At 65.5% G+C, this 24,606-nt stretch carries 28 protein-coding genes and 1 riboswitch; of the genes, 7 read left to right on the plus strand and 21 right to left on the minus strand.

The genetic code is table 11. The features are described 5' to 3' along the window. Nucleotides 1-28: 28 nt before the first annotated feature. From A8950_RS10245 to A8950_RS10255, 3 genes are all read left to right on the plus strand, one after another. Nucleotides 29-673 (plus strand): LutC/YkgG family protein, encoded by a 645-nt coding sequence (locus A8950_RS10245; protein WP_166645104.1) that lies wholly within the window; start codon nt 29-31, stop codon nt 671-673. Nucleotides 674-747: 74 nt separating this feature from the next. Next, nucleotides 748-1,530, plus strand: coding sequence for an AraC family transcriptional regulator (locus tag A8950_RS10250; protein ID WP_133613548.1), 783 nt, complete (start codon nt 748-750; stop codon nt 1,528-1,530). 85 nt (nt 1,531-1,615) lie between these two features. Beyond that, nucleotides 1,616-2,011, plus strand: a complete 396-nt coding sequence (locus A8950_RS10255; protein ID WP_133613549.1) for a VOC family protein — start codon at nt 1,616-1,618, stop codon at nt 2,009-2,011. A gap of 5 nt (nt 2,012-2,016) precedes the next feature. Here A8950_RS10255 and A8950_RS10260 read toward each other — a convergent pair whose 3' ends face one another. The 5 genes from A8950_RS10260 to A8950_RS10280 all read right to left on the minus strand — a co-directional run bounded on the left by A8950_RS10260 (nt 2,017) and on the right by A8950_RS10280 (nt 6,185). Then, a complete protein-coding gene (locus A8950_RS10260; RefSeq protein ID WP_133613550.1) occupies nt 2,017-2,859 on the minus strand; it encodes an alpha/beta hydrolase in 843 nt (280 codons plus the stop codon). A gap of 69 nt (nt 2,860-2,928) precedes the next feature. Next, nucleotides 2,929-3,438 carry a GNAT family N-acetyltransferase gene (locus tag A8950_RS10265; RefSeq protein ID WP_133613551.1) on the minus strand — a complete coding sequence of 170 codons (510 nt, stop codon included), beginning with the start codon at nt 3,436-3,438 and terminating at the stop codon, nt 2,929-2,931. A gap of 3 nt (nt 3,439-3,441) precedes the next feature. Continuing rightward, the gene (locus A8950_RS10270; protein WP_133613552.1) at nt 3,442-4,212 is read right to left on the minus strand and encodes an SDR family NAD(P)-dependent oxidoreductase; all 771 of its coding nucleotides are present in this window, start codon (nt 4,210-4,212) and stop codon (nt 3,442-3,444) included. Between the two features lie 58 nt (nt 4,213-4,270). Then, on the minus strand, nt 4,271-5,290 hold the full coding sequence (locus A8950_RS10275) for a LacI family DNA-binding transcriptional regulator (protein ID WP_166645105.1): 1,020 nt from the start codon (nt 5,288-5,290) through the stop codon (nt 4,271-4,273). 13 nt (nt 5,291-5,303) lie between these two features. Further along, entirely contained in the window at nt 5,304-6,185 is an 882-nt protein-coding gene (locus A8950_RS10280) for a phytanoyl-CoA dioxygenase family protein (RefSeq protein ID WP_133613554.1), read from the minus strand. Between the two features lie 256 nt (nt 6,186-6,441). Here A8950_RS10280 and A8950_RS10285 point away from each other — a divergent pair, with 256 nt between their 5' ends. Further along, nucleotides 6,442-7,608 (plus strand): MFS transporter, encoded by a 1,167-nt coding sequence (locus A8950_RS10285; protein ID WP_133613555.1) that lies wholly within the window; start codon nt 6,442-6,444, stop codon nt 7,606-7,608. A gap of 1 nt (nt 7,609) precedes the next feature. Here the strand turns inward: A8950_RS10285 and A8950_RS10290 are convergent, their stop codons facing one another. The 10 genes from A8950_RS10290 to A8950_RS10335 all read right to left on the minus strand — a co-directional run bounded on the left by A8950_RS10290 (nt 7,610) and on the right by A8950_RS10335 (nt 16,157). Continuing rightward, a complete protein-coding gene (locus tag A8950_RS10290; RefSeq protein WP_208109821.1) occupies nt 7,610-8,716 on the minus strand; it encodes an MFS transporter in 1,107 nt (368 codons plus the stop codon). 138 nt (nt 8,717-8,854) lie between these two features. Continuing rightward, nucleotides 8,855-10,039 carry a Coenzyme F420 hydrogenase/dehydrogenase, beta subunit C-terminal domain gene (locus tag A8950_RS10295; RefSeq protein WP_166645106.1) on the minus strand — a complete coding sequence of 395 codons (1,185 nt, stop codon included), beginning with the start codon at nt 10,037-10,039 and terminating at the stop codon, nt 8,855-8,857. 149 nt (nt 10,040-10,188) lie between these two features. Beyond that, nucleotides 10,189-10,512, minus strand: a complete 324-nt coding sequence (locus A8950_RS10300; RefSeq protein WP_133613558.1) for a HigA family addiction module antitoxin — start codon at nt 10,510-10,512, stop codon at nt 10,189-10,191. Beyond that, the gene (locus A8950_RS10305) at nt 10,487-10,774 is read right to left on the minus strand and encodes a type II toxin-antitoxin system RelE/ParE family toxin (protein WP_133613559.1); all 288 of its coding nucleotides are present in this window, start codon (nt 10,772-10,774) and stop codon (nt 10,487-10,489) included. Before A8950_RS10305 ends, A8950_RS10300 begins: the two co-directional genes overlap by 26 nt. 64 nt (nt 10,775-10,838) lie before the next feature. Then, nucleotides 10,839-11,237, minus strand: coding sequence for a VOC family protein (locus tag A8950_RS10310; RefSeq protein WP_133613560.1), 399 nt, complete (start codon nt 11,235-11,237; stop codon nt 10,839-10,841). A gap of 1 nt (nt 11,238) precedes the next feature. After that, on the minus strand, nt 11,239-11,622 hold the full coding sequence (locus A8950_RS10315) for a DUF427 domain-containing protein (protein ID WP_133613561.1): 384 nt from the start codon (nt 11,620-11,622) through the stop codon (nt 11,239-11,241). A gap of 135 nt (nt 11,623-11,757) precedes the next feature. After that, the gene (locus A8950_RS10320; RefSeq protein ID WP_133613562.1) at nt 11,758-12,648 is read right to left on the minus strand and encodes a carbohydrate ABC transporter permease; all 891 of its coding nucleotides are present in this window, start codon (nt 12,646-12,648) and stop codon (nt 11,758-11,760) included. A gap of 1 nt (nt 12,649) precedes the next feature. Then, on the minus strand, nt 12,650-13,597 hold the full coding sequence (locus A8950_RS10325; protein ID WP_133613563.1) for a carbohydrate ABC transporter permease: 948 nt from the start codon (nt 13,595-13,597) through the stop codon (nt 12,650-12,652). Nucleotides 13,598-13,690: 93 nt separating this feature from the next. Continuing rightward, nucleotides 13,691-14,998: an ABC transporter substrate-binding protein gene (locus A8950_RS10330; protein ID WP_133613564.1), complete on the minus strand. Its 1,308-nt coding sequence runs from the start codon at nt 14,996-14,998 to the stop codon at nt 13,691-13,693. A 100-nt stretch (nt 14,999-15,098) separates the two neighbouring features. Continuing rightward, a complete protein-coding gene (locus A8950_RS10335) occupies nt 15,099-16,157 on the minus strand; it encodes an ABC transporter ATP-binding protein (protein WP_133613565.1) in 1,059 nt (352 codons plus the stop codon). Nucleotides 16,158-16,478: 321 nt separating this feature from the next. Between A8950_RS10335 and A8950_RS10340 the strand changes: the two genes are divergently transcribed. Then, the gene (locus A8950_RS10340) at nt 16,479-17,030 is read left to right on the plus strand and encodes a PAS domain-containing protein (RefSeq protein WP_166645107.1); all 552 of its coding nucleotides are present in this window, start codon (nt 16,479-16,481) and stop codon (nt 17,028-17,030) included. A 10-nt stretch (nt 17,031-17,040) separates the two neighbouring features. Here A8950_RS10340 and A8950_RS10345 read toward each other — a convergent pair whose 3' ends face one another. Genes A8950_RS10345 through napE form a run of 6 tightly spaced genes read right to left on the minus strand, consistent with a single transcriptional unit; the run spans nt 17,041 to nt 21,857 of the window. Further along, on the minus strand, nt 17,041-17,769 hold the full coding sequence (locus A8950_RS10345; RefSeq protein ID WP_133613567.1) for a cytochrome c3 family protein: 729 nt from the start codon (nt 17,767-17,769) through the stop codon (nt 17,041-17,043). After that, complete coding sequence (locus tag A8950_RS10350; RefSeq protein ID WP_133613568.1) at nt 17,766-18,284, minus strand: nitrate reductase cytochrome c-type subunit; 519 nt, start codon at nt 18,282-18,284, stop codon at nt 17,766-17,768. Before A8950_RS10350 ends, A8950_RS10345 begins: the two co-directional genes overlap by 4 nt. Then, the gene (napA, locus tag A8950_RS10355) at nt 18,281-20,797 is read right to left on the minus strand and encodes a nitrate reductase catalytic subunit NapA (protein WP_133613569.1); all 2,517 of its coding nucleotides are present in this window, start codon (nt 20,795-20,797) and stop codon (nt 18,281-18,283) included. The genes A8950_RS10350 and napA overlap by 4 nt, the downstream gene beginning before the upstream one ends. After that, complete coding sequence (locus A8950_RS10360) at nt 20,790-21,086, minus strand: chaperone NapD (RefSeq protein ID WP_133613570.1); 297 nt, start codon at nt 21,084-21,086, stop codon at nt 20,790-20,792. The genes napA and A8950_RS10360 overlap by 8 nt, the downstream gene beginning before the upstream one ends. Next, nucleotides 21,076-21,651, minus strand: a complete 576-nt coding sequence (gene napF / locus A8950_RS10365; protein ID WP_208109822.1) for a ferredoxin-type protein NapF — start codon at nt 21,649-21,651, stop codon at nt 21,076-21,078. Before napF ends, A8950_RS10360 begins: the two co-directional genes overlap by 11 nt. A gap of 11 nt (nt 21,652-21,662) precedes the next feature. Further along, nucleotides 21,663-21,857 (minus strand): periplasmic nitrate reductase, NapE protein, encoded by a 195-nt coding sequence (napE, locus tag A8950_RS10370; protein WP_208109823.1) that lies wholly within the window; start codon nt 21,855-21,857, stop codon nt 21,663-21,665. A 227-nt stretch (nt 21,858-22,084) separates the two neighbouring features. Then, nucleotides 22,085-22,305, plus strand: a riboswitch (cobalamin riboswitch). 222 nt (nt 22,306-22,527) lie between these two features. Here napE and A8950_RS19650 point away from each other — a divergent pair. Then, a complete protein-coding gene (locus A8950_RS19650) occupies nt 22,528-23,547 on the plus strand; it encodes an ABC transporter substrate-binding protein (protein WP_133613571.1) in 1,020 nt (339 codons plus the stop codon). Nucleotides 23,548-23,594: 47 nt separating this feature from the next. Continuing rightward, a complete protein-coding gene (locus A8950_RS10380; protein WP_208109824.1) occupies nt 23,595-24,605 on the plus strand; it encodes a FecCD family ABC transporter permease in 1,011 nt (336 codons plus the stop codon). Nucleotide 24,606: the final 1 nt, after the last annotated feature.

Consider the following 24,606-nt stretch of genomic DNA (forward strand, 5'->3'; position numbering starts at 1 on the left):
ACCGCGACCGGATACGGGACGCGCACGCATGCTGGCTGGCATTCGCGCCGGCATGGCGCGCCAGGCGGATCGCCGCCGCGGCGCGCCACCGCCGGCGAAGCCCATCCCCGTCATCCCGGCGCGCGCGACGGCACCCGGCATTGATGTTGTCGATCTCTTCCACCGACAGGTGCTGGAGGCGAAGGCGACGCTGGAGGTTGTGGCAAGCAGGTCCGATGTGCCGGCGGCTGTTGCCCGCTATCTGACCGCCCGGAACGCGCCGGCGCAGATACGCCTCGCCCCCGACCGGCGCATCGCCGACCTGCCCTGGGCCAACGCGCCGCTGCTGGAAACCGCCACCGGCCGTTCCCATGGCATGGATGCGACCAGCGTCACCCCCGCGGTGGCGGCGGTGGCCGAGACCGGGACCCTGGTGCTGCAATCCTCGGCCGAGACGCCGACGACGCTGCATTTCCTGCCCGACCATCATGTGGTGGTGATCGGCCGCGACCAGATCGTCGGTACCTATGAGCAGGCTCTTGCCCGCATCGTACGCGATGCCGATGGCGGCCTGCCGCGCACCATCAACTTCGTCACCGGCCCCTCGCGCAGCGGCGATATCGGCAAGGTCCTCCTCATGGGCGCCCACGGGCCGAAGCATCTCCATGTCATCCTGGTGGACGAGGCATTGTGACGAAGCCTGTCCCAGACACAGTCCGGCACAGCGCGGGCGAAAGCCCCGGCCATCGCTGGCAGGCCGCGACCCGCGTGCCCGATCCGCGCCTGGCCGCCTTCGTCATCGGCGATTACCAGGGCTGGCGCGAATGGTCGGCCGCCCCGGTCTTCCGGCCGCAACTGCCGGTCATCATGGTGCCGGTCATCCTCAATCTGGGACCCGGCTGGCGTATCGGCGCGCCGGACGTGCCCTGGGGCGCACCGCAGGCGTTCGATTCCTTCACCGCCGGCCTCCATGACGGCATCGCCACCACCTGGTCGGGCGGCGATGCTGCATGCCTGCAGATCAATCTGACGCCGCTGGCGCTGCATCATCTCGCCCGTCAGGACATGCAGGGACTTGCCAACCGCACCTGCGATCTTGCCGATCTCCTCGGCCCCGATGTCCTCGACCTGGTCGCGCGCCTGCGCGGTACGCCTGACTGGCCGGCGCGCTTTGCGCTGGTCGATGGCTGGCTGCTCCCACGCCTTGCGCCGCATGCGCCGGAGAACGAGGTGACCTGGGCCATCCGCCGCCTCCGGCGCAGCCATGGCCGCGCCGCCATTGGCGATCTCGCCGCGGATCTGGGGTGGAGCCGCAAGCGCCTCATCCAGCGCTTCCGGACGGAAGCCGGCCTGCCGCCCAAGGTGATTGCGCGCATTCTGCGCTTCAACCGCATGCTGGCCTTGCTGGAGGATGCGAAGGGCCGCTCCCTCGCCGAACTGGCCGACATTGCCGGCTATTGCGACCAGGCGCATTTCAACCGCGATTTCCGCGCCTTCGCCCGCACCACACCTGGCGAATATCTCGCCGCCCGCCGCCCGATGGCCCATTAGGGAAAATTCCGTCCAAGACCCGGCAACCGGCCGCTGCCTAGACTGTTGCCGTTCCGATGATGACAACGACAGGGAGGCAGGTCCCATGAGCGAGACGAAAATTTATCCCGCCCTCAAATATGACGACGCCCCGGCGGCGATCGACTGGCTGGAAAGGGTCTTCGGCTTCTCGAAGCATATGGTGGCCGAGGGCGAGCATGGCAGCATCGCCCATGCGGAACTGCGCCTGGGCGGCGCCATGGTCATGCTGGGGTCGTTGGGCAAACCGGATCCAGCCAATCCCTGGGCCGATGCGCGGGCGGGGACCTATGTGCAGATCGCCGACATCGAGGAACATTATGCGCGGGCGCGGGCAGCCGGGGCCGAGATCGTGCGGCCGCTGGCCGACACGCCCTATGGCGCGCGGGAATATTCGGTGCGCGATCCCGGTGGCCATCTCTGGTCGTTCGGCACCTATGATCCCTTCGCGCCGCAGGAATAGGGCGCCTAAAGCGTCCAGCCGAGGCGGCGCAGGAAGGCCTCGACCGCCTCGGTATAGGCGCCGGGCAGGCCCAGTTCCGAATTGATTTCGCCATGCGTCTTGGCCTGCGGCAGGATCTCGACGCTGTTGCCGATACCCTTGGCCCGGGCGTTGTAGGCGCGGGCTTCGAGGCAGGGGCTCTTTCCCTCGCGGCAGACAATGAGGGCGGGTGGCACCGCGCCTTTCAGGCGATGATAGGGCGAGGCGGCTTCCCAGGCTGCGGGATCATCGCCGAAGGCCTCGTCATAGAGCTTGAAATGGCGCTTTTCCATGATCGCCGGCACGTTGAGCGCGCCTGAATCCAGCGACACCGTGCCCTTCCACAACCTCGCGCCCTGTGCCGTCGCCAGGGTCGGATCGGAATTCAGCAGCATGACCAGATGCGCCCCCGCCGAATGCCCCATCAGCACGACATTGTCGGCATCGCCGCCGATCTCGGGCGCCATTTTCTGGAGTGCCGCCAGGGCCCGCGCCACATCCTCGGCCTGGGTCAGGGGTGGTGCTTCCGGCTGCATGCGGTAATTGACCGAAACGAAGATGATCCCCTTGGGCGCCCAGCGGGCCAGCTTGTTGTCGACCACGCGGTCCATCGCCTTGTCGCCGCGCTTCCAGCCGCCGCCATGGGCCATCAGCAGGATGGGCGCATTGGCGGCATTCGCCGGCAGATAGATGTCCATCCTCTGGTCGTCATCCGGCCCATAGGCGACATTTCTCTTGAGGGTCACACCGGGCGGGAGGGAATCGGCCGCAGCCGTGAACGGAACCGCGAGGAACAGCAGGCAGGCAAGTGTCTGCAAAAGGCGCGTCACGGCAGGATCTCCAGGTCTGGGTTCCCCAACTTGCACGCAGGACCCGTGCCAATCCTGCGCGGCACCAGCTCAGCTCCGCAAGCTCAAGTCCATGAGGATCTCGCGGATCATGCGACCGTCATCCGGCAAGTGCCGCGACTGGCTGCCGGTCTCCCGGAAGCCGTGGCGCTCATAGAGCGCCCGCGCCCCGTCATTCTCGGCGACGACACTGAGGCCAAGGGTCTCGACCAGGTCGCGCGCATGATCCATCACCGCCGCCAGAAGCCTGGCGCCGATGCCCTGCCCCTGCCGGTCCGGCCGCACATACATGCCCCAGACCAGACCCCGGCCCGGGTTCTTCTCCGAGAGGGAAAACCCGGCCATCCCGATGACGTCGTCACCGGCGAAGGCGCCGAACACGGCATTGCGCTGAAGTCGTCCAGCGAATGCCGCTGCGGGTTCCGCCGCCTCGACATCATGGCTGGCGCAGAAGGCGAGCGGGGTCGTGCGCAGCGCCTCCAGCCGGATCGTGCGGAAAAGGTCGGCGTCATCCGGAGTCAGGCGCTGGATGCGGATCGTCTGGTCGTTCCGCCCCGGCATGGTTCATACCGCCGTATTGCCGCCATCGACCAGCAGCGAGGTGCCGGTGATGAAGCTGGCCTCGTCGCTGGCCAGGAAGGCGACGGCCGCGGCGATCTCGCGCGGCTGGCCGACCCGGCCCATGGGAATGGCCGCGCCATTCTTCTTGAGGCCTTCCTCGGCCGTATCGCCGCGGTGGAGAATGCCGCCCAGCAGCATCGGCGTCTCGACATCGCCGGGGCAGACCGCGTTGACGCGGATGCCCTGTTTGGCGTGATCGGCCGCCATCGCCTTGCCCATCTGCACGATGGCCGCCTTCGAGGTGCAATAGGCAAGCTCGCCGAGGCCCGCCACCACCGCCCAGTCCGAGGCGATGTTGACGATCGACCCGCCGCGCCCGTCCTCTTCGAACTGCTTCACCATCTGGCGGATGGCGGCGCGGGCAAAGCGGAAGGGGGCGTTGACATTCACCTCCATGACGCGGGCGAAATCGGCGTCACTTGTTTCCAGCGCATTGCCGCGATGGATGATGCCGGCATTGTTGACGAGGATGTCGAGCCGGCCGAAGGTTGCGACCGCCTGCGCCACCAGCGAATCGGCCAGTCCCGGCGCCGTCACGTCGCCCGGCACGAATACCGCCTTCAATGCCTTGGCAACGGCATTGCCCTCGGCTTCGTTACGCCCGGTGATGAAAAGCTGCGCCCCCTCGGCCGCGAATTTCTCGGCAATCGCCCTGCCGATCCCCGAGGTCGCCCCGGTGATGAGCGCCACCTTGCCTGCCAATCGTCCCGCCACCGCCGCCTCCCTTTGCCAACCGAATTGCCGGTGGTCTTAGCACTGCTTCGCGCACCTGTCAGGTACCGACGTACGACTTCCGCGCCACGGATTCCCGGACCACCAGTTCCGGGGCGAGGGTGATCGCTTGCGGGGCGCCGGGCGCTTCGCCCGACCAGCGGCGGCGCAGCAAATGGAAGGCCTGCGCCGCGAATTCCGCGACCGGCTGGCGGGCAACGGTGAGGGCGGGGCGGAAGGCCTCGGCCCAGGGGAAATCGTCGATCGAGGCGACCGAAATGTCGTCGGGCACGCGGAGCCCGGCATCATGCAACGCGCGCATCGCGCCGATCAGCATGTTGTTGTTGGCGACGAGGAAGGCGGTCGGGCGCGGCGACGAAGCGGCCAATATCTCCCGTGCCGCCCGGTAGCCGCCTGCCTCGCGGAAATCGGCGTGGCGCAGGCGCGTCTCCTCGAGGGCGATGCCGGCCGAACGCAGGGTGTCCGCGATGCCGGCGAGGCGCCGGTCGCTGGTGCTGTTGCCCCTGGGACCCGCGATCACGGCGATGGCGCGATGGCCGGCTTCGAGCAGGTGGCGGGCAAGCGCCTGTCCCGCCGCCGCATTGTCGAGGCTGACGGAATCGAAGGGGGCGCCGGCCCAGACATTGTCGACCAGCACGATGGGCGGGTCCTGCGGCCAGCGGCGATGGGCATAATCGGCGGCATTGCCGGCGGGGCAGAGGATGATGCCGTCGACGCGCTGGGTGCGCATCAGGTTGAGCATCCTGAGTTCCGTCGCGACGTCGAAATGGCTGTCGGCCAGCATGGTGGCGAAGCCCTGGGCGCGCGCCAGCGCCTCCACGTCGCGCACGAATTCGGTGAAGAACGGGTTGCCGATATCGGGAATGACGAGGCCGACGAGATCGCTCGAGCCCTTGCGCAAGCTGCGCGCGACGCCGTCGAGGTGATAGCCGAGATCCTCGATCGCGCGTTCGATGCGGGCCTTCAGTTCCGGGCTGACATAGCGCTTGCCCGTGACGAAGGCCGAGACCGTCGCCACCGAGACCTCGGCCGCCGCCGCCACGTCCCGCATCGTGGTCATGGCTGGCGGCCCCTCACCGCCACCAATCGTTGGTCGTGCCCGGCGCTCTGGCCGATTGCAGGATCGCGGCGCCATCGGGCAATGGCTCGATGTCGAGGAGATAGCGGTGGACGGGGCCGAGGCGGTTATAGGTCGCTTCCGTCAGATATTGCCGCTGCACCAGCTGCTGCGGCAGGTCGCGCCTGGTATAGGTGAGGTGCAGCACGCGGCGGCGGTCGCCGGAAAGGTTGCGCGTGCCGCCGTGCCAGATGGCGGAATTGCAGATGATGAGCGAGCCCTTCGGCGCCTCCACCAGCACCTCGCCGGGAAAGGAGGTGGCGAGGTCGTCGGGCAGCATCGCCTTCTCGGCCTCGCTGAGCGAATCCGGCGACCAGTCGAAGCGGTTTACGGCGGCGACATTGAGCGGCGGCCAGTGATGCGAGCCGGGCACGACGCGCGTCGGGCCGTTGTCGCGGCGCATGTCGTCGAAGGTGATGATGACGTTGAGGACCCACCAGTCCTCCGGGAAATGCTTCGGCACGTCGACATGGAGGTCCTGGTGCCCCTGGCCCCTGGCCGGCTCGCGCAGATTGGCGCCATGCACCTTGATCTCGCCCAAGAGGTAATGCGCGGCGGCCAGCACCGGCCTGGCTTCCAGGCAGCGATCGAAGGCCGATGATTTGTTGAAGATATTGGAGACGCGCGGGGCGCCGGGCTCGACATGGACCTCATGGCCACCCCGGTCACCCTCCAGTGCGGAGAGACGGTCGAACTCCGCTGCCATCTCGGCGCAATCGGCGGTCGAAAAATAGCCCGGCCGCACGAAAAACCCATCCCGATCGAGCCTTTCCCGTTCGGATTGGGTGAAATCGGCGCCGGTGACACCCAATTCGAACAGAGCCCGCTTGGTGTACATGGCATTTCCTCCAGAAAACGGCCTTCAAGGGCCGACTAATCGTTTAGCTAATCGATTAGCTAAATTGAACACCGCATTCGCGCGGGTGGCAAGGCGGATTCCGCCGGCTGACCGGACAAGCGTCATCGAACAGCGCTATGCACGGGTTTCATGTGCCCCGGCGTTTCTGGTCTGACTTATTAACTTTTGCGATTTTGCTGCATGTGCGAGATTGCCTGACATGAACCAGCCCTCTACCCAAATGCCCCCCACCAGAATGCCCGTCGCGATCCTGGCGCTTGCCGCTGGCTGTTTCGGCATCGGCACCACCGAATTCGTGGTGATGGGCCTCTTGCCCGATGTCGCCGGCGATCTCGGTGTCACCATCCCGCAGGCCGGCCTGCTGGTCACAGCCTATGCGGTGGGGGTCGTGATCGGCGCGCCGCTGATGGCGATGGCGACGGCGCGCCTGCCGCGCAAGGGCGCTCTCCTTGGCCTGATGGGGGTCTTCATCCTCGGCAATCTTGCCTGTGCGGCCGCACCCACCTACGGGCTGATGATGGCGGCGCGAATCTTCACCGCCTTCGCGCATGCGGCCTTCATGGGAATCGGCGCCGTGGTGGCGGCCGATCTCGCCCCACCCAACAAGCGCGCCCAGGCCATGGCGCTTACCCTGACCGGCCTCACCATCGCCAATGTGCTGGGGGTTCCCGGCGGCACCGCCTTCGGCCACTGGGCCGGCTGGCGCATGACCTTTGTCGGCGTGGCCGGCATCGGTGCGGTGGCCGGCCTTGCCGTGCTGCTGCTGGTGCCGAAGATGCCGGCCTTGAAGGTGCAGTCGATGGCGCGCGAATTCGCGGTGCTGAAGCGGCCCCAGGTGCTGCTCGGCATGGCGATGAGCGCCATGTCGGCGGCCAGCCTCTTTTCCGTCTACACCTATATAACGCCCCTGCTTGCCAGCAATGCCGGCATGGCGGCCGCCGCCATCACCGCGGCGCTGGTGCTGTTCGGCGTCGGTTTCACCCTGGGCGGCCTCATCGGCGGGCGGCTCGCCGACTGGCACCAGATGCGCGCCATGCAGGGCGGCTTCGTCGTCGTGGCGCTATTGCTTGTCCTCTTCACGGTGAGCTCCGGCCATATGGTCACCGCGATCGCCACCATGATCCTCTGGGGCATCGCCTCCTTCGCCGTGGTGGCGCCTTTGCAGATGCGCGTCATCGACAAGGCCCATGGTGCGCCCAACCTTGCTTCCACCATCAACCATGCCGGCTTCAATATCGGCTGCGCCTCGGGTGCCTTCCTGGGCGGCATCCCGCTCAGCCTCGGTGCGGACTACACCACCGTGCCCTGGGTCGGTGCCGGCATTGCCCTGCTGGCCTTCGTGACGGCACTGCTCGCCGAACGCAGCGACCGCGCCGCGCCATTGCCGGCCGCGGCCGAATAGTTCAATCCCGGGTGACGATCCGCGCCGTCAGCGGCACGACGATCATGGCGGCACCGACCAGCGCGAAGGCGATGGAAAGGCTGGTGGCATGGGCGATGAAGCCGATGAAGGCGGGGCCGATCAGGATGCCGGCATAGCCGAGCGCCGTCACCGCCGCGATGGCGTGGCCCGGATGCATCGCCTGCTGCCGGCCGATGGCGGTATAGAAGACCGGCACGATATTGGCAGCACCCAGACCGATCGCCATGAAGCCGGCCAGCGCCGCCCAGGGCGATTCCACCAGCACGGCCAGGGCAAAGCCCGCCATCACCACAATCCCGCCAAAAACCAGGATGCGCCGGCCGCCGAGTGAGGCGACGACGCGGTCGCCAGTGAGGCGTCCCACCGTCATGGCAAGCGCGAAGGCGGCATAGCCGAGACCGGCGAGGCCCTTCTCCAGCCCGCGTGCGTCGATAAGGAAGAGGGCGCTCCAGTCCAGCAGCGCACCCTCCACCAGGAACGCGATGAAGCAGAGGCCGCCGATGAAAAGCACGAAGCCCCGGGGCAGGTGGAAGAGCCGCACGCGCCCGCCCGCCTCGCCCGGATGGTCGCTGCCATAGGGCAGCAGATGCGGCGCGGCGAGTGCGACCTGCAACAGGATCAGCGCCACCACGATGGCGGCGGCGCCGACCGGATCGAGGCCCAGCTGGATGAGCAGGCTGACCCCGCCGGCGCCCGCGATCCCGCCGACGCTGAAGAGGCCGTGAAAGCCGGAGAGCAGCGGTTTGGGTGCCGCCTTCGCGACGATGATGCCCTGCACGTTGACGCCGACTTCGGCCAGACCGATGACAAAGCCGAAAAGAAAGAGCGCAGCACCCAGCAGGAAGGGGCTGGCGACGAAGCTCAGGAACGGAAAGACCAGGGCCGTCGCCAGGGCGGAAAGCACAATGGCAAAGCGGCAGCCGAGGCGCGCGGTGACGGCGCCGGCGATCGGCATCGAGGTCAGCGAGCCGAGGCCGAAGGCCAGCAGCAGCAGGCCGAGACCCGCATCGTCAAGCCCGGTGCGCTCCTTGGCAAAGGGAATGAGCGGCGCCCAGGAGGAAAGGGCGAATCCCAGAAAGAAGAACATGACGCGGGTCGCATGCTGCTGCGCGCGGCCGGGAATTGGGTGGGAGATTTGCGGGGCGGATGCGGACAAGGGGAATCTGTTCGTGCGATCTGAAGGGAGCGGCGGCGCAGTCTAGTGGTGCCCACCGCGCCGGGCAATCTACGTCAACGGTTCCCGGTGCGCCCCGGCCTTCGCGCGCCGTCTGGCGCCGATGAAGGCGGCCCACAGATCGCGCAGCACCGCGCGCCAGCCGAAGCGACGTGCCGCCATGCGCAGCATGGGGCCAATCTCGAAGCCAACCAAACGCATCACCGGCTGCCCGGCCGCGCGCAGGCCGAGAAGGCGCGCCGGCGCGCCCAGGCGCCGGTCGAGATGGTCGCCATGCATCGCGTAGAGTTCCTCGACGCTGAAATCCTCCAGTACCAGGGCGCCGGAACCGGCCGCCGATCGCAGCAGCGCTGCCCCTTTTTCCGTGCGCGCGATCGCAATATTGACCCCCGGCGCCTCGTCATGGACCGGCTGGCCGTCCCGCATCACCCAGCCATCGGGGGCGGCGATATCGGCCACCGAGCCGATGGCATCCGCGCAGATCTTGCAGCGGAACTGCATGTCATAGGTCCAGGGCACATCCGGCGTATAATAGAGCTGGTCATAGGTGAGGTCGGCCACGCGGCCGTCCGTCGTCTCCAGATGCGTGGGGCCGGGCCAGCCATTGCCGCGCCAGCGGAACAGGCTGAGCTCCTCGCGCCTGAAGCCCACATGGCGGGCGACCACTTCCGGAAAGATCGTCGAGGGCACGCCGCCGCAGAAGATGGTGAGGCAATATCTGATCTGCGCCCTGGCCCGCGCATCCACCTGCTGCAGGTGCCGGATGGCGGCGATGTCGCAGGGCTTGGCAATGACCGCGAAGACCGTGCCGGTATCCAGCAACTCGGCAACCCGGGTGAGGGCAGCACCCGGGCCATAGCGCGATTGCGCGGCGGCGATCACCTCCTCCGGCGAGCGGCTGACCTGTGCTTCCGTGTGCAGCGGATCGGCGGCGCTTGCCTTCACATGCAAGATCGCCTCGACTTCGCCCGACCGCAGCAGATGACAGCCCAGCGCGGTCAGCGTCCCGCCCGCCGCCGCCCACTGACGGATGGCGGAATCGCCCGACCAGGACCGATGGATGGCCGCGACCGGTCCCCAGATCGGGTCATGGGGTTTCGCCGTCTCGTCGGGCAGCATCGCCAGCGGCCCGCCCAGAACGGCGCCGGGGCAGACCGCCATGATCTTCGCCAGCGTGTCGGCATCGGGTGCTGCCGTCACCTGCGGGCGCAACTGCCCGATGGCGGTGTAATGCATCGCGATCCGGTCCCGTCCGCCCAAGCTCTCGCACAGCCCGCAACCGGTGCACAATCCGTTGGCGATGATGGAGTGGACATCCTGCGGTTGACTGACGGCTGGCATGGCGTTGGCCTGGAAGGGAAAACCGAAGGATGCCCGGTCGCTGTTCAGGCGGCAACCGGCTTGATCGACTTCAGATCGGCGGCAATTTCGCGCCGCCGTTCCATCAGGTCGAAATCGCGCTGCAGGTTCAGGAAAAAGCCCTCCGATACCCCAAAGGCGCGTGCCAGGCGCAGATCGGTGTCGGCGGTGATGCCGCGCTTGCCCAGCACGATTTCGTTGATGCGCCGAGGCGGTACGCCGATGGCACGGCCCAGCGCATTCTGCGACAGATCGAGGGGGCGCAGAAACTCTTCCAGCAGGATTTCGCCGGGATGCGGGTTGCGCAGCCCTACGCCGGATTTGCTAGTGGTAATCGACGATTTCGACATCGCCCGGCCCTCCTTGTTCGGCATTCCACTGGAAGCAGATGCGCCACTGGTCGTTGATGCGGATGCTGTAGCGCCCGCGCCGATCGCCCTTGAGCGCTTCCAGCCGGTTGCCCGGCGGCACCCGCAGATCCTCCAGTCGCAATGCCGCATTAAGCAGGCGCAGCTTGCGCAGGGCGATATCCTGCATCGTGGGCGGAAATCGCCGCGAGCGGACACCTTCCCATATGCGCGCCGTCTCGCGACAGGCGAAGCTGACAATCATCCGGGCGGCACCACATCCGTCATTCACGATCTTTATAACGAAATTCGTTATATAACGCAATTCGTTATGATCGGGGGTTGTTGATCACCGCTTCCAGCCGGTGGCCATCGGGATCGATCACAAAGGCGGCGTAGTAATGGGGGCCATAATCCGGCCTCATGTCGGGCCTGCCGTTCGAACGTCCGCCATGGGCCAGCGCTGCCGCATGGAAGGCGTCGACGGCAGCCCGGTTCGGTGCCGCGAAGGCGACGTGCTGGCCATCGCCCGGTGCCAGTGCATCGTCGCACTGCTTGAGGGCCAGCTTGTCGTGACCGCCCGGCGGGCCGTAGCCAACTGCCTGACCCGCCTCGCCCGGCCGGATGTCGGACCAGACCCGGGCATAGCCCAGCGGTTCCAGGATCGCATCGTAGAAATCCGTCGCCCGAGCGATGTCGCGGACGGCGAGCGAGAGATGGTGGAGCAACTCACCTCACCTCGATGGAATCCACCCGGTCCGCATAGAAAGCCATGAAATCCTTGATCTCGGCCATGGCCGCCGGCGGCTCTTCATAGGTCCAGACCGCGTTCCGGCCCTTCTCGCTGCCCTTGATGCTGTAGTAGTGGCAGACGCCCTTGTAGGGACACCAGGTGGTGTGGTCGGAGCGTTCGAGGGCGCCGAGATCGACATCCTTCCTTGGCACATACCAGACCGCCGGGTATTGCGCCTCGTGCAGCAGGATGGGATGCGTCGTGTGGGCGACGACATGGCCCTCCGCCGTCACGACGATGCGCTCGCGCGGGTGCTCGATCGAGATCGGGTGTTCGGGGCCGGGGTCGCGGGCGGTGCGGGCTTCGGCGGCATTGGACATGGCGTTCCTCCCGGTTTCTTGTGCTTATCCGGGAATGCTGCACCTTTTGCCGGCGCCGGGGAAGGGGGATTCCGGCGCCCCCGCAATCGGGTGACGCTGCCTGTGCCTTGACGGCCCCTTGTGCCTTGACACCGCCTATTCCTTGACGGCGCCCGTCATGGAGGAAACGTAATGCTCGACGAAGAAGGAATAGAGGATGACCACGGGCAGCGAGCCGATGAGGGCGCCTGCCATGAGCGAGCCCCATTCGTAGACGTCGGAGCGGACCAGTTCGGTGAGCACGCCGACCGGCACCGTCTTCACCTCCGAAGACTGGATGAAGGTGAGGGCATAGATGAACTCGTTCCAGGAGAGGGTGAAGGCGAAGATGCCGGCGGAGATCAATCCAGGCACCGCCAGCGGCAGCACGATCCGGGTCAGGATCTGCCAGCGCGTCGCCCCGTCAATGAGCGCGCATTCCTCGAGCTCGAACGGGATCGAGCGGAAATAGCCCATCAGCAGCCAGGTGCAGAACGGCACCAGGAAGGTGGGATAGGTGAGGATGAGGGCAAAGCGCGTATCATAGAGGCCAAGCTGGAACACCATGACGGCCAGCGGAATGAACAGGATCGAGGGCGGCACCAGATAGGCAAGGAAGATGGCAAGGCCCACCTGGCGGGCACCCTTGAAGCGCAGGCGCTCGATCGCATAGGCGGCAAAGACCGAGGCCGCCAGCGAGAGGAAGGTGGCCGCAACGGAAATGAGGATCGTGTTCCACAGCCAGCCGGGATAGGAGGTCTCGAAGATCAGGTATTTGATATGGTCGAGGGTCGGCTCCACCACCCAGAAGGGGCTGAAATCCTTGTAATTGGTGAGCTCGTTATTGGGCTTCACCGCCGTGACCGCCATCCAGTAGAACGGGAACAGCAGCACGAAGACGAAGACCAGCAGCGGCAGGTAGATCGTCACCACCCGCCGCGGCAGGCGATTGAGATATTTCATCCCGCCTTCGTCGCCGGCCTTCGCGTCGACATGTTCGACCGCCATCTCAGTTGTCTCCCCCCTGCTGCCAGCGCCGCCGCTGCAGGCCGAAATAGCTGAACAGGATGGCCGCCAGCAGGAAGGGGATCATGGCGACGGCGATCGCCGCCCCCTCGCCCAGATTGCCGCCCGAGATGCCGCGCTGGAAGGAAAGGGTCGCCATCAGATGGGTGGCATTCACCGGCCCGCCCCGCGTCAGCACATAGATCAGCTGGAAATCGGTGAAGGTGAAGAGGACCGAGAAGGTCATCACGATGGCGATAATGGGGGTGAGCAACGGGAAGGTGACGAAGCGGAAGCGCTGCCAGGAGGTGGCGCCGTCCAGCGTCGCCGCCTCGTAGAGCGAGGGCGGGATGGTCTGCAGCCCGGCCAGCAGCGTGATGGCGACGAAGGGAATGCCGCGCCAGACATTGGCGGCGATGACGGAAGCGCGGGCATTGGTTGGATCGCCGAGGAAGTTGATCGGCTGCTCGATCCAGCCCCATTCGATGAGGACCCAGGAGAGGATCGAGAATTGCGCGTCATAGATCCACCAGAAGGCGATGGCGGACAGCACGGTCGGCACCACCCAGGGCAGCAGCACGATGGCGCGGAAGAAGGCCTTGAACGGCAGATGCTCGTTGAGCAGCAGCGCCAGCCACAGGCCTAGGCCGAATTTGAGAATCGAGGCGACACTCGTATAGAGGATGGTGTTGAAGACCGACAGCCAGAAGACGTCGTCGTCCCAGAGGTAGGCGTAGTTCTCGAGGCCGATGAAGATGCCGTCGCGGCCGATGCGCTCGTCGGTGAAGCCGAGCCAGACGCCGAGCCCCAACGGATAGGTCAGGAAGAGCAGCAGCAGCACCGCAGCCGGCAGCATGAACAGAAAGGCCAGTGCCCCCCGGCTCTCTTCAATGCGGGCGAGAAGGGGGCGGCTGCCGCCAATGCTGCTGCTGGTGGTCCGGTTTGCCGTCATCGCGAAGGAATGCCTCGATTGATCCAGATCCTGCCGAAAGGCCCCCTCACCCCTTGAGGCAGGGTGAGGGGGATCCGCCAGTCAAGCGACAGGTCAGACGCGGTAGTAGCGGTTGATGCGCTTCTCGGCCTTATCGATCGCCTCCTGCGGCGTGGCGGCGCCGGTCACCGCCTCGGCGAACATGTCGACGAGGACGTAATCGGCCATCACTGCAGCCGAGGCATAGCCCAGCGGCCCGGCATAGCCGTTCGGACGCAGGGTGGCCGAGGCCTGGGCATATGGCGCGTAGTTCGGATCCGAGGTCCAGATCGGATTCGATTCGTAGGCCTTCAGCGTCTGGCAGCAATAGGCCGAGGAGCCGGAGATCCAGTTGTCCATCTGCGCCGCCTCGAACATGAAGCGCAGGTATTCGCGCGCCGCGTTGGGGTACTTGGTGTACTTGAAGATCACCGTCGAGGTCACCTGGAACAACTCGATCTGCTTGCCGACCGGGCCGACGGGTAGCGGGCAGGTCCTGATATCGGCTGCCAGTTCCGCCTGCGCCGGGTCGTTCTTCGGCGTGTAATAGGCCGAGACGCCATTGGCGATGACCGAGAGTTCCCCGGCCAGGAAGGCGCGGTTGTTGTTGACGTCAAGCCAGCCCTCGGTGCCCGGGATGAAGGTCTTGTAGAGCGCCTGGGCGTATTCGATCGCCTTCATCGTCTCCGGGCTGTTGATGGTGCACACCCCGTTCTCGTCCACCATCTGCCCGCCATGGCTCCACAGCAGCCAGTGGGCATAGTTGTTGCCGTCGCCGACGCCATGGCCATGGGTGAAGCCGACCGGATGGCCGCTCTTCTGCATCGCCTTGCACAGTTCCAGGAAATCGTCGGTCTTGGTCGGGAATTCCGACCAGCCCGCCTCGCGCACCCAGCTGTCGCGATAGACGATGGCATTGCCGATGGTGGCGGTGGGCAGGCCGATGAACTGGCCGTCCTTCGAGGCATAGTTCTTCGGCCCCTCATACCAGCCGCCGTATTTGTTGCCGAGATAATCGGCAAGCTCGGTCACGTCGAGCAGCTTGTCCGGATATTGATGCGGGTCGTCGAACCAGACCATCATCAGATCGGGACCGGAGCCGACATTGGCGGCCACCGCCGCCTTCGGCCGGATGTCCTCCCAGCTTTCCTTGTCGACCCGCACCTCGACGCCGGTCGCCTCGGTGAACTTCTTGGTATTGGCGAGCCAGGCATCCTCGTCGCCCTTGACGAAGGGCGACCAGCGCAGCAGGCGCAGGCTGGCGCCTTCCTCGGGCTTGTAGGACAGTTCCTGGCCGAACGCCTTGTTGGCGCCCAGGGGCAGCATGCTGGCAGCACCGATGCCGGCGCTGGTCTTCAAAAGGTCGCGTCTGGTAAAGCTCATCTGTCGTTTCCTCCGTCTGTCGCGTTTCCCGCCTGTTGATCTTGTTGTGATCGCCCGGTCCGCTCCCCCGCGGCTGGTTCCCTGCGGCGCCGGGCCGTGGTCAGAGTCGCTCCCCCGAAGCCGCGTCGAAGAGGTGCACAAGGCCGGGCCGGGGCCTGAGGCCGATCTTCTCGCCGGGGCTGAAAAGATGCCGCTCGCGGAAGACCGCCACGATCTCCTCGCCCGAGGCGAGGCGGGCATTGACCTGGACCTCGGAGCCGGTGGGTTCCACCACGACGACCTCGGCGTCCAGGCCGCCCGCGCCCAGTTCCAGATGTTCCGGCCGGATGCCGAGGGTAACGGCGCGGCCCTGCAGCGCGGATGCGGCGCCGTCGAGAGCAAGGTCGATGCCGCCGCTGCCGCTGAAGCGCGCGCCCGGTTCGATCCGCCCCTCGATGAAATTCATCGCTGGCGAGCCGATGAAGCCGGCGACAAAACGATTGCCGGGCCGGTCATAGAGATCGAGGGGGGCGCCGATCTGCTCGACGCGGCCGTCATGCATCACCACGATCTTGTCGGCCATGGTCATGGCCTCGATCTGGTCATGGGTGACATAGACCGTGGTGGTCTTCAGACGCTGGTGCAGTTCCTTCACCTCGGCGCGCATGGCGACGCGCAGTTTGGCATCGAGGTTGGACAGCGGTTCGTCGAACAGGAACACCTGCGGATTGCGCACGATGGCGCGGCCCATGGCGACGCGCTGGCGCTGGCCGCCCGATAATTGCCTTGGATAACGGTCCAGCAGATTGGCAAGGCCCAGGATGTCGGCTGCCTGCTTGACCCGGCCTTCGGTCTCGGCCTTGGGCGCCTTCTTGAGCTTCAGCGAGAAGCCCATATTGTCAGCTACCGTCATGTGGGGATAGAGCGCATAGTTCTGGAACACCATGGCGATGTCCCGTTCCTTCGGCGGCACGTCGTTGACGACCCGGTCGTTGATCCGGATCTCGCCGCCGGTGATGCTCTCGAGCCCGGCGATCATGCGCAGCAGCGTCGACTTCCCGCAGCCCGAGGGACCTACCAGAATGACGAATTCGCCATCCGCAATATCGACCGACACACCGTGAAGAATTTGCGCCGGGCCGAAGGCCTTGCGCACGTCGCGGATTTCGACTGACGCCATCCGTTCCCTGTCCTCCCTCGTCCGGCGCTTCTTGCGTCGCCGGCTCGTATTCTTGCCGCCCCTGATTCTCACCACCCCCGACGCGGGTGGAAACCCCGTTTCAGGTTCGACGGCTGAATGTTAAGTATGACAATAGGAACGAAAGAATGACAGCGCAACCAAAGAAGGGATTGACGGCGAATTTTGCTGCAGCGCGGCAAGGACGGCCGAAACGGCCTTCGACCGATGCCCTTGCTGCGCATACCCATTTGCCGACAAGCGATCCTGCTTTTGCGACGCGTTAGCATCTTGTTAAGAGATGGGCGCAGATCATCTCCGCCCATGGAGCAGATTCCGGAAACGACGCGGATACTGGAGCGGGTGCCGGCCCATGAAGGAGCCGAAGCGGCGCAGATCGGCGAATGTGATGAGCGGCTGATCTCGATCTATACCTATTGGAACGAGAAACGGGGCACCCGCGCCATGCCGGGGCGCCCCGATATCGATCCCGCCGATCTGAAGGCACATCTGCCGCTGCTTTGCCTCATCGACGTGGTGCCGGATGCGCGGCGCTATGTCTATCGCCTGGTCGGCACAAGGGAAGCCGAAATGCGCGGCCGCGATCCAACCGGCAAGGCGGTGGCCGAGGCCTATTATGCCGAGCGCGCCGGCGACACCACCGACTATCTCGATCGGGTCCTGGCGACCGGGCGGCCGCTACTCTATCGCGGCACCTATCACCCCTTGCCGACCCGCACCGAAACCGGCGAGGTGCTGTTCCTGCCGCTGTCAAGGGACGGCCATGCCGTCGACATGATCATGCTCTACAGCCACGTCCTGTGGCTGAAGGACGAGCGCCGGTCGCCGCTGGTCGCGATGCGCCGACGCGCCTGATCCGGCGCGCTCAATCCGACATGGTCGAGGCGTTCGCCGGCGGTGTCTCCCTGAGCGCCCGCGCCAGACGCTGTAGCCGGTCGCCGGCCGAGTTGTTGGGCACCTCCATATAGAAGCTGTGCACGGCATCCCAGCCGGGGACACCCTGCATGTCCGGCAATTGATGGGCGATGCCCTTGTGGCAATCGATGCAGGTCTTCTCGCCGGCGGCGAGATAAGTGGAATGCGCCTCGGCGGCGCGCGCGTTCTGGCGCGTGAAGTCCATGTATTCGAAATCGTGGCAGTTGCGGCATTCCAGCGAATCATTGGCCTTGAGGCGCGCCCATTCGTGCTCGGCCAGCTCGCGGCGCTTGTCGAGGAACTTGTCGCGGGTCGAGATGGTGCCGAAGATCTTGCCCCAGACCTCCTTCGAGGCCTGCATCTTGCGCGCGATCTTGTCGGTCCAGTTGTGCGGTACATGGCAGTCGGGACAGGTGGCGCGCACGCCGGAGCGGTTGGTGAAGTGGATGGTGGTCTTCAGCTCCTCATAGACGTTGTCCCGCATCTCGTGGCACGAGATGCAGAAACGCTCGGTATTGGTGACCTCGAGCGCGGTGTTGAAGCCACCCCAGAAGACGATGCCGGCCAGGAAACCGCCGATGGTGAGGAATCCCAGGCTGAAATGCACGCTGGGCCGCCGCAGCACGAACCAGATGTCGCGGACGAGGCCCCAGCCCCAGTGCCACAGGCGGCCGATCATGGATTGGGCTCCTCGCCATCCTGTTCACGGAAGGCGCGCAGGATCTCCTCGATCGGCATGAACTGGTTCTCGACCAGGTCCGGGGCATCCGCCTGAGTGACATGGCATTGCGTGCAAAAATAGCGCCGCGGCGTCACGGTGGCCAGGATCTGGCTGTCGCGGTCCATGAAGTGGGTGATGCTGATCATCGGCGCCTGCGATTGCGCGGTGAACTCGCGGGTGTGGCAGGTGAGGCATTTGTTGGCGTTGAGGGTGATCGGATAGTCGCGGATATTGTGCGGGATCACCGGCGGCTGTTCGGGATAGTTGCGCGCGCGCCGCTTGTCGTCGTTGATCTCGTTGAAGATGGGCGGCGGTGCCGCCTCCTCGGTCGGCGGCACGCCGTCGCGCAGGTCACTGACCGCGACCTCCTGCGCCGCCGCGATGCCGATAAGGGCGATGCCGCCGATGAGCGGGATGGCAGCCGCCAGGAGCCCGGCGGCGAGGATCGGCGAAAACCCGCGAAGCCGGCTCATGACGTCACCTTTTCGATGCGCACGGCGCATTTCTTGAAATCCGTCTGTTTCGAAATGGGATCGGTCGCGTCCAGCGTCACCTTGTTGATGAGGCGCCCTTCATCGAACCAGGGGACGAAGACTAGGCCCCGCGGGGGCTTGTTGCGTCCCCGGGTCTCGACGCGCACGCGAATTTCACCCCGGCGCGAGATCACGCGGACTTCTTCCCCGCGGCGCACATTGCGCGCCTTGGCGTCATCCGGATGCATATAGCAAAGTGCGTTCGGCACGGCGCGATTGAGTTCCGGCACGCGCCGCGTCATCGAGCCGGAATGCCAATGCTCCAGCACGCGCCCGGTCGACAGCCACATGTCATATTCGGCATCGGGGGATTCCGCTGCCGGTTCATAGGGCAGGGCGAAGATGAGGGCGCGCTTGTCCTTGTAGCCGTAGAACTGCACGGACCTGCCGGCCTCGACATAGGGGTCGTAGCCCTCGCGATAGCGCCAGCGTGTTTCCTTCCCGTCCACCACCGGCCAGCGCAGGCCGCGCACCTGGTGATAGGTATCGAAGGGCGCAAGGTCATGGGCGTGGCCGCGGCCGAAGCCGGCATATTCCTCGAACAGGCCCTTCTGCACATAGAACCCGAAATATTCGGATTCGTGGTTGGCGTATCCTTCCTCGATATCGCTGACCGGGTATTTGTTGACCGAGCCATTGCCGAACAAGACGTCGAACAGCGATTTCCCCTTGAAGGCCGGATTGGCGTCGAGGAAATCCGCCGGCCAGACATCCTCCATGGTGAAGCGGGTGGAGAATTCCATGATCTGCCAGAGGTCCGAGCGCGACTCGCCCGGCGCCGTCACCAATTGGTGCCAGAAATGGGTGCGCCGCTCGGCATTGCCGTAGGCGCCTTCCTTCTCGACCCACATGGCGGTGGGCAGGATGAGGTCGGCCGCCAGCGCCGTGACGGTCGGATAGGCATCCGAGACGACGATGAAGTTGTCCGGGTTGCGATAGCCCGGCCAGCCCTCCTCGTTCATGTTGGGGCCGGCCTGCATGTTGTTGTTGACCTGCACCCAATAGGCGTTGAGCTTGCCGTCCTTCAGCATGCGGTTCTGCAGCACCGCGTGGTAGCCGGGCTTTTCGGGAATGGTACCTGCGGGTACCTGCCAGATCTCCTCCGCATGCTTGCGGTGCTCGGGATTGGTCACCACCATGTCGGCCGGCAGGCGATGGCTGAAGGTGCCGACTTCGCGTGCCGTTCCGCAGGCCGAGGGCTGGCCGGTCAGCGAGAAGGGCGAATTGCCCGGCTCGGCAATTTTTCCGGTCAGCAGGTGGATATTGTAGATCATGTTGTTGGCCCATACGCCGCGCGTATGCTGGTTGAAGCCCATGGTCCAGAACGACACCACCTTGATGCCGGGATCGGCATAGAGCTCTGCCAATTCGATGAGGCGTTCCTTCGGTACGCCGGAAAGTTCGGCCACCTTGTCGACGTCGTATTCGGCGACAAAGGCGGCGAATTCCTCAAAGGTCATCGGCTCGGAATCATTCGCCTTGTCGGCATTGGCCGCCGCCGCCTCGCGCGGGTGCTCGGGCCGGAGGCCATAGCCGATATCGGTGGCGCCCCGCCGGAAACTGGTATGCGCATCGACGAAGGCGCGGTTGACGCGGTTGGTCGAAATGATGTGATGGGCGATGAAATTGAGGATCGCAAGATCGGTCTGCGGCGCGAATACCATGGGGATGTCGGCCAGGTCGAAGCTCCGATGTTCGAAGGTCGACATGACGCAGACCTTGACATGCGCCGCCGACAGACGGCGATCGGCGACGCGGGTCCACAGGATCGGATGCATCTCGGCCATGTTGGAGCCCCAGAGCACGAAGGCATCCGCCACCTCGATATCGTCATAGCAACCCATCGGCTCGTCCATGCCGAAGGTACGCATGAAGCCACCCACGGCCGAGGCCATGCAATGGCGCGCATTGGGATCGATGTTGTTGGAGCGGAAGCCGGCTTTCATCAGCTTCAGGGCGGCATAGCCTTCCCACACGGTCCACTGGCCGGAACCGAACATGCCGACGGCCGTCGGCCCCTTTTCCTTGAGCACACGCTTCCACTGGACCGCCATCTCGTCGAAGGCCTGTTCCCAGGTAACCGGCGTGAACTCGCCGTCCTTGGCGTATTTGCCATCCTTCATGCGCAGCAGCGGCTGGGTCAGGCGGTCGGCGCCATACATGATTTTGGAAAGGAAGTAGCCCTTCACGCAATTGAGGCCGCGATTGACCTCGGCATGGATGTCGCCATGGGTCGCCACGACGCGGTTGTCGCGCACCGCCACCATGACGCCGCAGCCGGTGCCGCAGAAGCGGCAGGGCGCCTTCGACCAGTCCAGCCGCGCCTCATCGCCGGGGATGATGCCGTTGGCAGCCTCGGCCACCGGGATGCCGGCGACGCCCGCAGCGATGGCGGCGGCCTTCGCCTTGATGACCTGGCGGCGGGTGAGCTTCAGCGAACCGGATTCAGGCATCGGTTACCTCCTCTTGATCCGGGCTTTCAATCCCGTGCCCCGCGTCGGGGCGATCGATTTCGTGATAGATGAGCGATGTGGCGATGATACCGGGGATGTCGTTGATCGCTGCGATATGGCCGAGGATCTCGGCTTCCGACGGCGTCTCCAGCACCAGCACCATCTTTCCTTCGGCGTCGTCGCCATGGATCTCGACGCCGTCGCGCGCGGCGATATCGGCGCGCGCCGCCTGATGGCATTCCGGCCGGACATGCACGATCAAGCTGGAGATGTGCACCTCATCCGGCATCGGCCATCTCCCCTTGCGGCGCCTCCATGCGCTGGAACGAGACGGCCCCCGCGGGACAGGGTGCCTGGCAGGCGCCGCAGCCGGTGCATCCGGTCAGGTCGATGACCGGCACCGCGACACGGCCGCTTTGATAGGCGAAGCGAATGGCGCCATCGCCGCAGGCATCCTTGCAGCTCTGGCACATGATGCCCTGCCGCGCCAGGCAGGCATCGCTGATGGTCGCGGCGAAACTCCAGGGCGCCGACGTCGCGCGGGCCTCGGAAGCCAACAGGGCGCCGGTGCTGCAGGCATCGGCGCAGCGGCCGCAGAATGTACAGGCACCGCCGCCAGGTTCCATCTGGCCGTGGGCGAAATCGACCACGGGCATGGCGCGCGCATCGGCGACAAGGATTCCCTCGGGGCAGGCGTCAACGCAATCGCCGCAGCCGCTGCAGGTTTCGAGGAATGTTTTTTCCGCCAGCGACCAGGGCGGGCGCTGCGGTGCCGGGGATTGCGTTTCCGGACGCGTCCGGCCCGCGCCCAACAGAAAGGCGCGCCGCGACGAATGGGAGGCCTGACCAGCCAAGCTGCCGCACCTCACGCTGCCGGCGGGCCCGGCGGCCCGGCGATCATCTGATAGATCCAGATGAGGAACCCGTAACTGCCCACGACCGCCACCGCGATCATCGGCGCCAGGATCACGGTCAGGAACAGGAAGGTCAGCCATTCACTGCGCTGGCGCGGACGTCCGCTCGGCATCGCGGTGTCGCTGTCTGATCGCGTCTGCTGCATCCGGCTCTCCTGATTCGTCAGGTTGGCTTTGTCAGGCTGGCGTAGTGAAGATTGCCCACATCCCTTAAATAGGCATGCTACATGACTCTATTAGGTTTATCCCTACATAATTTGGGGTGGTGCGACGATTTGGCTGTTTGGTCAGATACCGACTCTAACAAGCAACCATGACGTTCGAAAGACCCATGGCCGCAATCCGGTTAACTTGACTTGGCAGGATTCCGCGCCCTATTCCTTTGCCCGATGGTTCCCCGACGGATGAAGTCCAGGGGATTAATAGGGAACACGGTACGGACGACCCAGAAGGGGCCAAAGCCGTGACTGCCCCCGCAACTGTGAGCGGCGAGCGACCCGTCATTGAAGGCCACTGGAGGCGAAGGCTCCCGGGAAGGCCGACGGCATGCAGCGACCCGCAAGTCAGGAGACCTGCCATCGCGACGTGATGATGCAAACCGGGCGGGGTGCCCGGAAGGAGCATGCAGGATGGCCAGTTTCATCTGGGGCCGGACGACCGGCCGTCTCACCGGTATTCCATCAGAACGACGCGCGCGGCCGGGCTGCCGCCCGTGATCCGGCACGACAGCCGCGTGTCACGGCCATGCAGCCGGTTGAAATTGTTTAATCTTATATGTAATGTTATAACATTGCATTCTGCAAAAGGGGACTACCGATGACAAAACGTCTTCTTGGCGCCGGCGCGCTCGCCGCGCTCTTTGCGCTGTCCGTGGCCGATGCCGCAGCCGACGCCACCCAATATCCGCTGCAGATTGAGAATTGCGGCGAGACCCTTACCTTCGAAAGGGCGCCCGCGCGCGTCGTCTCGGTCGGGCAGAACAGCACCGAGATCCTGCTGGCGCTGGGTCTTGCTGATAAAATTGCCGGTACCGCCGTCTGGTTCTCCGACGTGCCGCCCGCGTATCAGGCGGCGAATGTGAAGATCGAACGCCTGGCCGACAACGACCCCAGTTTCGAGAGTGTCGTCGCCAAGGAACCCGAATTGGTGACCGCCCAGTTCGAATGGCATATCGGCCCCAATGGCAGTGTCGCAAAGCGCACGCAGTTCCACGATCTTGGCATTCCCACTTATGTCTCGCCGGCCGATTGCGTCGCCAAGGACAATTCGGTGAGCGGCGACGGCGTGCGGCTCGAGCTTTTCACCATGGACCTCGTCTATCGCGAGATCGCGGAGTTGGCTGCCATCTTCGACGTCAAGGATCGCGGCGACGAACTGGTCGCCGACCTGCGGGCGCGCGAGGCGGCCGCGAAGGAAAAGGTGAAGGGGGCGGGTGAGGGCCTCACCCTGGCCTTCTGGTTCTCCAGCCCCGAGGTCAAGGGCGATGCCTATATCGCCGGCCGCAACGGCCCGCCCGCCTGGCTGATCCATGCCCTGGGGGCGAAGAACGTGATTGAGACCAATGAGGAATGGCCGCTCGTCGGCTGGGAGACCATCACCGCCGCCGATCCGCAGGTTCTGGTGTTGGCCGACATGACACGCCGCCGCTACGGCGCCGACGATGTCAATGTGAAGATCGACTTCCTGCAGACCGATCCCGTGGCCATCCACCTCACGGCTGTCGAGAAGCGCCATTGGGTGATCCTCTCGACCCAGGAGATGGATGCCGGCATGCGTACCATCGACGGGCTGGAAAAACTCGCCAATGCGATCGCCGGATTCGGGCTGGTGAATTGACCGGCCTTGTCGCAGGCATGGAGGCGAGGGGCCGGTGGCGGCAGCGCATGCCGCTGGCCCTCGTCGTCGCGGCATCGCTCGCGGCGCTCATCCTCGCCGTGGCACTCGCAGTCGGCATCGGCGAACTGGCGGTCTCGTTCGCCGATGTCTTCCGCGCCATTGCCAACCGCCTGTTCGCGGCGGGTTACCCCGTGCCGCCGATCCAGGAAGGTGTCATCTGGGATTACCGCCTCGCCCGCGCGCTGGTCGCTGCTTGCTGCGGCGCCGGCCTTGCCCTCTCCGGCGTCATTCTGCAGGCACTGCTCAGGAATCCGCTCGCCGATCCCTATGTGCTGGGCATTTCGGCCGGCGCCTCGACCGGCGCCGTCGCGGTCGCGATCCTGGGGCTGGGCGCCGGCGCGCTCACGCTGTCCGGCGGGGCTTTCTGCGGTGCCGTGCTTGCCTTCCTGCTGGTGGCATTGCTGGCCGCCGGCACCGGCGGCGGCACCGAGCGCATTATCCTGGCCGGCATTGCCGGCTCTCAGCTCTTCCATGCGCTGACCGCCTATATCGTGACCGCCTCGGCCAATGCCGAACAGTCGCGCGGCATCATGTTCTGGCTGCTGGGCAGTCTGGGTGGGGTGCGCTGGGGCGATGTCGGCCTCGCCGCCCCGGTGGCGCTGCTGGGATTCCTCGTCTGCCAGTTCCATGCCCGCGCCCTCGATGCCTTCGCCTTCGGTACGGATGCGGCGGCCAGCCTCGGCGTGCCTGTGACGCGCGTCCGCCTGGTCCTCTTCGCCGCCACGGCGGCGATGACCGCGACCATGGTCAGCCTGGTGGGCGCCATCGGTTTCGTTGGTCTGGTGATTCCCCATGCGGCGCGCTTTATCGTCGGCCCGCATCACGCGCGTCTGCTGCCGGCCGCCATGTTGGTGGGTGCCGTCTTCATGGTGCTGGCCGACATTGCCAGCCGCATGATGGTGCCGCAGCAGGTGCTGCCGATCGGCGTGGTGACTGCCCTTATCGGCGCGCCGGCCTTCGCCCTGCTGCTCTACCGGGCTCGAAAAAAAGGAGTGTGAC

Origin of the sequence: Dongia mobilis, assembly GCF_004363235.1 — a bacterium.
Classification (GTDB): domain Bacteria; phylum Pseudomonadota; class Alphaproteobacteria; order Dongiales; family Dongiaceae; genus Dongia; species Dongia mobilis.

Coding starts and splice junctions, on each gene's coding strand:
- A8950_RS10245 (WP_166645104.1), top strand. CDS start 29: ATGCTGGCTGGCATTCGCGCCGGCATGGCGCGCCAGGCGGATCGCCGC.
- A8950_RS10255 (WP_133613549.1), top strand. CDS start 1,616: ATGAGCGAGACGAAAATTTATCCCGCCCTCAAATATGACGACGCCCCG.
- A8950_RS10265 (WP_133613551.1), bottom strand. CDS start 3,438: ATGCCGGGGCGGAACGACCAGACGATCCGCATCCAGCGCCTGACTCCG.
- A8950_RS10275 (WP_166645105.1), bottom strand. CDS start 5,290: ATGACCACGATGCGGGACGTGGCGGCGGCGGCCGAGGTCTCGGTGGCG.
- A8950_RS10280 (WP_133613554.1), bottom strand. CDS start 6,185: ATGTACACCAAGCGGGCTCTGTTCGAATTGGGTGTCACCGGCGCCGAT.
- A8950_RS10285 (WP_133613555.1), top strand. CDS start 6,442: ATGCCCGTCGCGATCCTGGCGCTTGCCGCTGGCTGTTTCGGCATCGGC.
- A8950_RS10290 (WP_208109821.1), bottom strand. CDS start 8,716: ATGTTCTTCTTTCTGGGATTCGCCCTTTCCTCCTGGGCGCCGCTCATT.
- A8950_RS10295 (WP_166645106.1), bottom strand. CDS start 10,039: ATGCATTACACCGCCATCGGGCAGTTGCGCCCGCAGGTGACGGCAGCA.
- A8950_RS10300 (WP_133613558.1), bottom strand. CDS start 10,512: ATGTCGAAATCGTCGATTACCACTAGCAAATCCGGCGTAGGGCTGCGC.
- A8950_RS10305 (WP_133613559.1), bottom strand. CDS start 10,774: ATGATTGTCAGCTTCGCCTGTCGCGAGACGGCGCGCATATGGGAAGGT.
- A8950_RS10315 (WP_133613561.1), bottom strand. CDS start 11,622: ATGTCCAATGCCGCCGAAGCCCGCACCGCCCGCGACCCCGGCCCCGAA.
- A8950_RS10320 (WP_133613562.1), bottom strand. CDS start 12,648: ATGGCGGTCGAACATGTCGACGCGAAGGCCGGCGACGAAGGCGGGATG.
- A8950_RS10325 (WP_133613563.1), bottom strand. CDS start 13,597: ATGACGGCAAACCGGACCACCAGCAGCAGCATTGGCGGCAGCCGCCCC.
- A8950_RS10330 (WP_133613564.1), bottom strand. CDS start 14,998: ATGAGCTTTACCAGACGCGACCTTTTGAAGACCAGCGCCGGCATCGGT.
- A8950_RS10335 (WP_133613565.1), bottom strand. CDS start 16,157: ATGGCGTCAGTCGAAATCCGCGACGTGCGCAAGGCCTTCGGCCCGGCG.
- A8950_RS10340 (WP_166645107.1), top strand. CDS start 16,479: ATGGAGCAGATTCCGGAAACGACGCGGATACTGGAGCGGGTGCCGGCC.
- A8950_RS10345 (WP_133613567.1), bottom strand. CDS start 17,769: ATGATCGGCCGCCTGTGGCACTGGGGCTGGGGCCTCGTCCGCGACATC.
- A8950_RS10350 (WP_133613568.1), bottom strand. CDS start 18,284: ATGAGCCGGCTTCGCGGGTTTTCGCCGATCCTCGCCGCCGGGCTCCTG.
- napA (WP_133613569.1), bottom strand. CDS start 20,797: ATGCCTGAATCCGGTTCGCTGAAGCTCACCCGCCGCCAGGTCATCAAG.
- A8950_RS10360 (WP_133613570.1), bottom strand. CDS start 21,086: ATGCCGGATGAGGTGCACATCTCCAGCTTGATCGTGCATGTCCGGCCG.
- napE (WP_208109823.1), bottom strand. CDS start 21,857: ATGCAGCAGACGCGATCAGACAGCGACACCGCGATGCCGAGCGGACGT.
- A8950_RS19650 (WP_133613571.1), top strand. CDS start 22,528: ATGACAAAACGTCTTCTTGGCGCCGGCGCGCTCGCCGCGCTCTTTGCG.
- A8950_RS10380 (WP_208109824.1), top strand. CDS start 23,595: ATGCCGCTGGCCCTCGTCGTCGCGGCATCGCTCGCGGCGCTCATCCTC.